This window comes from Methylobacterium sp. P3_A11, from assembly GCF_056403155.1.
In genome coordinates this window covers 102,631-109,354 of the sequence record NZ_JBFUGA010000006.1, presented here as the reverse complement: position 1 = coordinate 109,354, position 6,724 = coordinate 102,631, and the positions used below count along the sequence as shown (strand labels likewise).

The 6,724-nt window shown below is 70.7% G+C and carries 5 protein-coding genes; 2 read left to right on the top strand and 3 right to left on the bottom strand.

The genetic code is table 11. The features are described from left to right. A partial coding sequence (locus AC1DXK_RS03705; RefSeq protein WP_477296925.1) for a collagen-like protein occupies positions 1-787 on the top strand: 787 nt, incomplete at its 5' end. A 10-nt stretch (positions 788-797) separates the two neighbouring features. Here the strand turns inward: AC1DXK_RS03705 and AC1DXK_RS03700 are convergent. The 3 genes from AC1DXK_RS03700 to ccrA all read right to left on the bottom strand — a co-directional run bounded on the left by AC1DXK_RS03700 (position 798) and on the right by ccrA (position 4,006). After that, the gene (locus AC1DXK_RS03700) at positions 798-2,099 is read right to left on the bottom strand and encodes a TIGR03862 family flavoprotein (RefSeq protein ID WP_457105494.1); all 1,302 of its coding nucleotides are present in this window, start codon (positions 2,097-2,099) and stop codon (positions 798-800) included. A 148-nt stretch (positions 2,100-2,247) separates the two neighbouring features. Further along, the gene (locus AC1DXK_RS03695; protein ID WP_457105483.1) at positions 2,248-2,547 is read right to left on the bottom strand and encodes an alkylphosphonate utilization protein; all 300 of its coding nucleotides are present in this window, start codon (positions 2,545-2,547) and stop codon (positions 2,248-2,250) included. Between the two features lie 172 nt (positions 2,548-2,719). After that, positions 2,720-4,006 carry a crotonyl-CoA carboxylase/reductase gene (gene ccrA, locus AC1DXK_RS03690; RefSeq protein ID WP_457105482.1) on the bottom strand — a complete coding sequence of 429 codons (1,287 nt, stop codon included), beginning with the start codon at positions 4,004-4,006 and terminating at the stop codon, positions 2,720-2,722. Between the two features lie 604 nt (positions 4,007-4,610). On the opposite strand from ccrA, the gene AC1DXK_RS03685 reads away from it, so the two are divergent. Then, a complete protein-coding gene (locus AC1DXK_RS03685; RefSeq protein ID WP_457105481.1) occupies positions 4,611-6,653 on the top strand; it encodes a protein meaA in 2,043 nt (680 codons plus the stop codon). Positions 6,654-6,724: the final 71 nt, after the last annotated feature.

Sequence of the window (6,724 nt, the reverse complement as noted above, 5' to 3'; positions counted from 1 at the left end):
GGCGGATCCGGGGGCCGCGGCGCCGGATCCGTCCGCCGCGGCGCGACCGCGCCCGGTCCGGCCCCGGCGGCCGCAGATGCCGAGCCAGCCGATCATGGTCTACGACGCCCGCATCGAGGCCGGCGACCTGCGGATCTCTGGCTCGGTGCGCAAGCCGGGCGCGATCGTGGTGCTGGACGACGACATCTCGGTCCAGGCCGACCGACGCGGGCGGTTCACCTTCCGGGTGCCCTACCGGCCTTCGACCTGTGTGGCGACGCTGAAATCCGATCCGGACGAGCGCGAGGCGGTGGTGGCGAATTGCGCCCCCGAGGGACCACCGGGCGCGCCCGGGCCTCAGGGCGTGGCGGGGTCGCCCGGGGAGACGGGTCCCAAGGGCGAGCCGGGCGCGATGGGGGCCAACGGCGATACGGGGCCGAAGGGCGATACGGGTCCGAAAGGGGAGCCGGGTCCGAAGGGGGAGACAGGCCCTCAGGGTCCGGCCGGTCCCCAGGGAGCACCCGGACCGAAAGGCGAGGCGGGGATTCCGGGCCTCCAGGGTCCGCCGGGTCCCAGAGGTCAGGCCGGCCCGCAGGGCGGCCCGGGTCCGAGGGGCGAGGGCGCGGCCTCCGCCCTGCGGCCCGTGCGCAAGACCGACTGCGCGGGCGGTTGCGCCGTGACCTGCGAGGCCGGGGAAACGCTGGTCACCGCCCATTGCCTCAAGGCCGGTGCGCCGGTCTATGACGGGGAGGGCGCCAGCTGCCCGGCGGAGGCAACCGGTATCGTCGGGTTCTGCACGCGGCCGTGAGGCGTCCGCCTCAGCCGCCGGTCTCGCACAGCCAGTCGAGCATTCCGGCGGCGGCCGCCCGGCCGCCCGCGAAGGCGCCCTGGAGCAGGTAGCCGCCGGTCGGAGCCTCCCAGTCGAGCATCTCGCCGGCCAGGAACAGGCCGGGACGGGCGCGCAGCATCGACCGCCCGTCCAAAGCGTCGAGCCGGACGCCGCCCGCCGTCGAGATCGCCCGCTCGATCGGCGCCGAGGCCGTGAGGAACAGCGGTGCGGCCTTGATCAGCCCGGCGAGTTCCCCCGGATCGGCCGGGAGGGCGCCACCGCCCGCCTCGCGCAGGAGGCCCGCCGCCACGGGGGCGAGGCCCGCGGCCTTGCGCAGGCGGGTCGCGGTCGAATCCCCGGGCCGGGCACCGGACAGGCGGCTGGCGAGGGCGTCCCGGGTCAGGTCGGGCCGCAGATCCACGACGAGCCGGGCGGTGCCCCGGACGGCGATCGCCGCGCGCAGGGAGCGTGACAGGGCGTAGACCGCCCCGCCCTCAAGGCCGGATTTCGTGACCACGGCCTCGCCCCGCACCGTGGTGCCGTCGCAGGCGAGGGCGATCCGCTTCAGCGGGGCGCCGGAAAAGCGCTCCCGGAACCGGTCGGACCACGCCACCGCGAAGCCGGCATTGGCGGCCTGCAAGGGCGTCACCGCCACGCCGAGCCCTTCGAGGAGCGGCACCCAGCGCCCGTCCGACCCGAGCCGCGGCCAGCTCGCCCCGCCCAGCGCCAGGAGCGCGGCACGCGGCCGTATGGCGCGGGGGCCGTCCGGGGTCTCGACCTGCATCCTCAGGTGCGGACGTCCCGCTTCGGGGTCGAAATCCCTGCCTCCGGCGGACGATCCCCCGCCCAGGGTCTCGGGTGCGGATGGCCCCCCGGCGATTGCCGTGAGCCGGTGGCGGGTGCGGATCCGGACCCCGAGGCGGTCGAGCCGCGCCAGCCACGCCCGCAGCAGCGGCGAGGCCTTGAAGCTCTGGGGAAAGACGCGCCCGCTCGACCCGACGAAGGTCGGCTCGCCGAGGTCCGCGCACCAATCCCGCAGCGCCTCGGGAGGGAAGGCCGAGATGGCGGCGTCGAGGACACCGTGCGGGTGGTAGCGGGCGAGGAAGTCCGCCTGCTTCTCGCTGTGGGTGATGTTGAGGCCGCCACGCCCGGCGATCAGCAGCTTGCGGGCGACTGACGGCATGTGCTCGTAGACCGTGACCGAATGGCCGGCCTGGGCCAACACCTCCGCCGCCGCGAGTCCGGCGGGGCCCCCGCCCACGATGGCGATCTCGTCCGTGTCGTCCGGCATCCGCACGGAGAGCGGCAGGCCGGCGCCCTCTGTCAAGGGCGGGAGGGGGCGGATCCGCCGCCGGAGGAGGGGCTTCGCGCCGGCTCCCGGGTCAAGGGTCCCGCTTCGCCGCTCGGGGCCGGGGGTTCGGCCTGCCGCTCCAGAAGCGTCAGCGCTTGCGCACGAACTCGGTGCGCAGGACGAGACCCTTGATGGTGTCGTGGCGGCAATCGATCTCCTCCGGATCGTCCGTGAGCCGGATCGACCGGATGACCGTGCCCTGCTTCAGGGTCTGGTTCGCGCCCTTGACCTTCAGGTCCTTGATCAGCGTGACCGAATCGCCGTCGGCGAGCACATTGTCGGCCGCGTCGCGGACCGCCGCTTTCTCCGGGGGCGTGATCGCGGTCCCCGGCGGCAGCCATTCGCCTGTCGCCTCGTCGTAGACGTAAGCCTCGTCGTCGCCGTTCAAATCCGTGCCCCCGATTCGGATCGGGGCCGGGTCCGGTCAGGATCTCGCAGGCCCGTCATCCGCGCGCGTCCCGGCGCACCGAACCGATCGCCGAGTCGGCGCGGGACGATCGGAGCTTAGCCCATCGGGCCGGCCCCGCGCGAGAGCGGCGGGCCGGCCCGATGAGGTCGCCCTAGCGCTTCAGCGGCCCGGCCTCGATCACGTCCTCGACCGTGCGCAGGCCGGCGCGCGGGGAGTTGACGAGGCAGGCCATGTTGCCCGGCGGGTGCTGGTTCTTCCACATCTTGGTGTGGGCCTGGGGGATCTTGTCCCAGGGGAAGACCTCGCTCATGCACGGGTCGATCCGCTGGTCGAGGACGAACTGGTTCGCCGCCGAGGCCTGCTTGAGGTGGGCGAAGTGCGAGCCCTGGATCCGCTTCTGCCGCATCCAGACGTAGCGGGCGTCGAAGGTGATGTTGAAGCCGGTCGTGCCGGCGCAGAACACCACCATGCCGCCGCGCTTCGCCACCAGCGCCGAGACCGGGAAGGTCGCCTCGCCCGGATGCTCGAACACGATGTCGACATCCTGCTTGCCGGTGATCTCCCAGATCGCCTTGCCGAATTTCCGCGCCTCCTTGGTCCAGGCATGGAATTCGGGCGAGTTCACCTTCGGGAGCTGGCCCCAGCAGTCGAAGTCCTTGCGGTTGATGACGCCCTTGGCGCCGAGGCTCATCACGTAGTCGCGCTTCGACTCGTCCGAGATCACCGCGATCGCGTTGGCGCCGGAGGCCGCGCAGAGCTGCACGCCGAACACGCCCAAGCCCCCGGAGGCGCCCCAGATCAGCACGTTCTGGCCCGGCCGGACCGTGTGCGGCGCGTGGCCGAACAGCATGCGGTAGGCGGTGGCCAGCGTCAGCGTGTAGCAGGCCGCCTCTTCCCAGGTGAGATGCTTGGGCCGGTGCATCAGCTGGCGCGACTGCACCCGGCAGAACTGCGCGAAGGAGCCGTCCCCGGTCTCGTAGCCCCAGATCCGCTGGGTCGGCGAGAACATCGGGTCGCCGCCGTTGCACTCCTCGTCGTCGCCGTCGTCCTGGTTGCAGTGGACGATGACCTCGTCGCCGACCTTCCAGCGCTTCACCTTGGCGCCGACCTTCCAGACGATGCCGGACGCGTCCGAGCCGGCGATGTGGTACTCGCCCTTGTGCACGTCGAAGGGGGAGATCGGCTCGCCGAGGCCGGCCCAGACGCCGTTGTAGTTCACGCCCGCCGCCATGACGTAGACCAGCACCTCGTCGTCGCCGATCTCCCAGACCGGCAGCACTTCGAGCTGGTGGGACTGTTCCGGGGGTCCGTGGCGCTCGCGCCGGATCGCCCAGGCATACATCTTGGCCGGCACATGACCCAGCGGGGGGATTTCACCCATCTCGTAGAGGTCCTTGACCTCCCCGCCCGTCGGACTGATCGCAGCGCTCGCCGCCATCTCGCTCTCCTCTCGTCCCGCGTGGTTCTCACGGCCGCGGTTCTCCATCGCGCTATAGCGGCGATGCCGGAGGCGTCCAAGTGGGCCGAAAGTCGAAACCCGGTGGTTTCCGACATGAAAAAAGCGCCGGCACAGGGCGGGCGGCCACGTATTCAAAATCGGCTTTCCGGGAGACCAAGTATTATTCGGAGACCGCCTTGGCCGTGTCGGTCCCGTGACCTTGCACGACGCCGACGCCCCGGACCTGAGCTGGTCCCGATCACCCGCGGACACATTCAGACCTAAGTCATTGGCCTGACATGCTCTCTCGCATCAGTGCAGAGGCGGCTCCTGCGAACGACAGATCAGGTGGACTTTATACCAGGACGGCGGTGCCGGTCTGGACCGCATCGCGGCGCGCGGGTCGCACAGGGCTGGGCGGCCTCGGCGCGCGCCGGCGCCTTCAAATCCTGCTGTCCCGGCGGGCAAGTTTTTTCATGAGCCGCCGAGGCCCGCGCGGGCGCCTTGCACTTCCGTCCCGGATGACGGGTGCCCACGCCTTCGCTACGGTGGCCGCAAGGCTGCGCCCCGCGCGCGGGCATTAAAGATCACACGGAGGCGAGGAATGGGCGCGAGCGTCGCGGAGACCAAGAGCGACAAGTCGAGCCGCGATAAGCCGTGGATCATCCGCACCTATGCGGGTCACTCGACCGCGGCGGAGTCGAACAAGCTCTATCGGGGCAACCTCGCCAAGGGTCAGACCGGCCTGTCGGTGGCCTTCGACCTCCCGACCCAGACCGGCTACGACCCCGACCACGAACTCTCCCGGGGCGAGGTCGGCAAGGTCGGCGTCTCGATCGCGCATCTCGGCGACATGCGGACCCTGTTCCAGGACATCCCGCTCGCCCAGATGAACACCTCCATGACGATCAACGCCACGGCCCCGTGGCTGCTGGCGCTCTACCTCGCGGTGGCCGAGGAGCAGGGCGCGCCGATCGCCGCCCTCCAGGGCACGACCCAGAACGACATCATCAAGGAGTACCTGTCGCGCGGCACCTACGTGTTTCCGCCCGCGCCGTCCCTCCGGCTCACCAAGGACGTGATCCTCTTCACCACGAAGAACGTGCCGAAGTGGAACCCGATGAACGTCTGCTCCTACCATCTGCAGGAGGCGGGGGCGACGCCGGTCCAGGAGCTCTCCTACGCGCTGGCCATCGCCATCGCGGTGCTCGACACCGTGCGCGACGATCCCGAGTTCGACGCCGAGAGCTTCTCCGACGTCTTCGGGCGGATCTCGTTCTTCGTGAACGCGGGGCTGCGGTTCGTCACCGAGATCTGCAAGATGCGGGCGTTCTCGGAACTCTGGGACGAGATCGCCCAGGAGCGCTACGGGATCGACGACCCGAAGAAGCGCATTTTTCGGTATGGCGTGCAGGTGAACTCTTTGGGGCTCACCGAGCAGCAACCTGAAAACAACGTCCACCGCATCCTGATCGAGATGCTGGCGGTGACGCTCTCGAAGCGCGCCCGGGCGCGCGCCGTGCAGCTGCCGGCCTGGAACGAGGCGCTGGGCCTGCCGCGGCCCTGGGACCAGCAATGGTCCATGCGCATGCAGCAGATCCTCGCCTTCGAGACCGACTTGCTGGAATACGACGACATCTTCGACGGCAGCCACGTGATCGAGGCCAAGGTCGAGGCGCTGAAGGCCCAGACCCGCGCCGAGCTGGAGCGGATCGGCGGCATCGGCGGCGCGGTGGCGGCCGTCGAGACCGGCGCGCTCAAGCGCGCGCTGGTCGAATCGAATGCGCGGCGGATCTCCGCCATCGAGGCCGGCGAGCAGATCGTGGTCGGCGTCAACAAGTGGCAGCAGGGCGAGCCGTCGCCGCTCACCGCCGGGGAGGGGGCGATCTTCTCCGTCTCCGAGACGGTGGAGATGGAGGCGCAGGGTCGCATCCGCGAATGGCGCAGCCACCGCGACGCAGACGCCGTGGGCCAAGCCCTCGACGCCCTGGAGCAGGCGGCGCGCTCCGGCGCCAACATCATGCCGCCCTCGATCGAGGCCGCCAGGGCCGGCGTCACCACTGGCGAGTGGGGCGCGCGCCTGCGGGAGGTCTTCGGCGAGTACCGGGCGCCCACCGGCGTCACCCTCGAAACGGTCTCCAGCGGCGCGGCCGAGGATGCCAAGCTCCTGATCGCCGATCTCGGCGAGCGCCTCGGCGAGACGCCCAAGCTCGTGGTCGGCAAGCCCGGCCTCGACGGCCACTCGAACGGCGCCGAGCAGATCGCGCTGCGCGCCCGCGACGTCGGGTTCGACGTGACCTACGACGGGATCCGCCAGACGCCCGCCGAGATCGTCGCCAAGGCGAAGGAGACCGGCGCCCACGTGGTCGGCCTGTCGATCCTGTCGGGATCCCACGTGCCCCTGGTGCGCGAGGTCCGGGCCAAGATGCGGGAGGCGGGGCTCGATCACGTCCCGGTGGTGGTCGGCGGCATCATCTCGCCCGAGGACGAGCTGGTCCTCAAGAATATGGGCGTGCGCGCCGTCTACACCCCGAAGGACTACGCCATCGACCAGATCATGGTCGGGCTGGCCAAGGTCGTGGAGAAGAGCCTGGAGCGCCGGGACGGTCCGGCGGAAAGCCCCCGCGCGGAGGCCCAGGTCTACTGAGGGCTCTGACGCTGAGGTTGAAGCGACCGCTAACGCTTCTCAAACAAGTTTAACCGTTGCACGGTCATAAC

Bases quoted from the DNA above. Each gene is read 5' to 3' on its own strand.
- AC1DXK_RS03685 (WP_457105481.1), top strand. From the start codon at position 4,611: ATGGGCGCGAGCGTCGCGGAGACCAAGAGCGACAAGTCGAGCCGCGAT.
- AC1DXK_RS03700 (WP_457105494.1), bottom strand. From the start codon at position 2,099: ATGCCGGACGACACGGACGAGATCGCCATCGTGGGCGGGGGCCCCGCC.
- ccrA (WP_457105482.1), bottom strand. From the start codon at position 4,006: ATGGCGGCGAGCGCTGCGATCAGTCCGACGGGCGGGGAGGTCAAGGAC.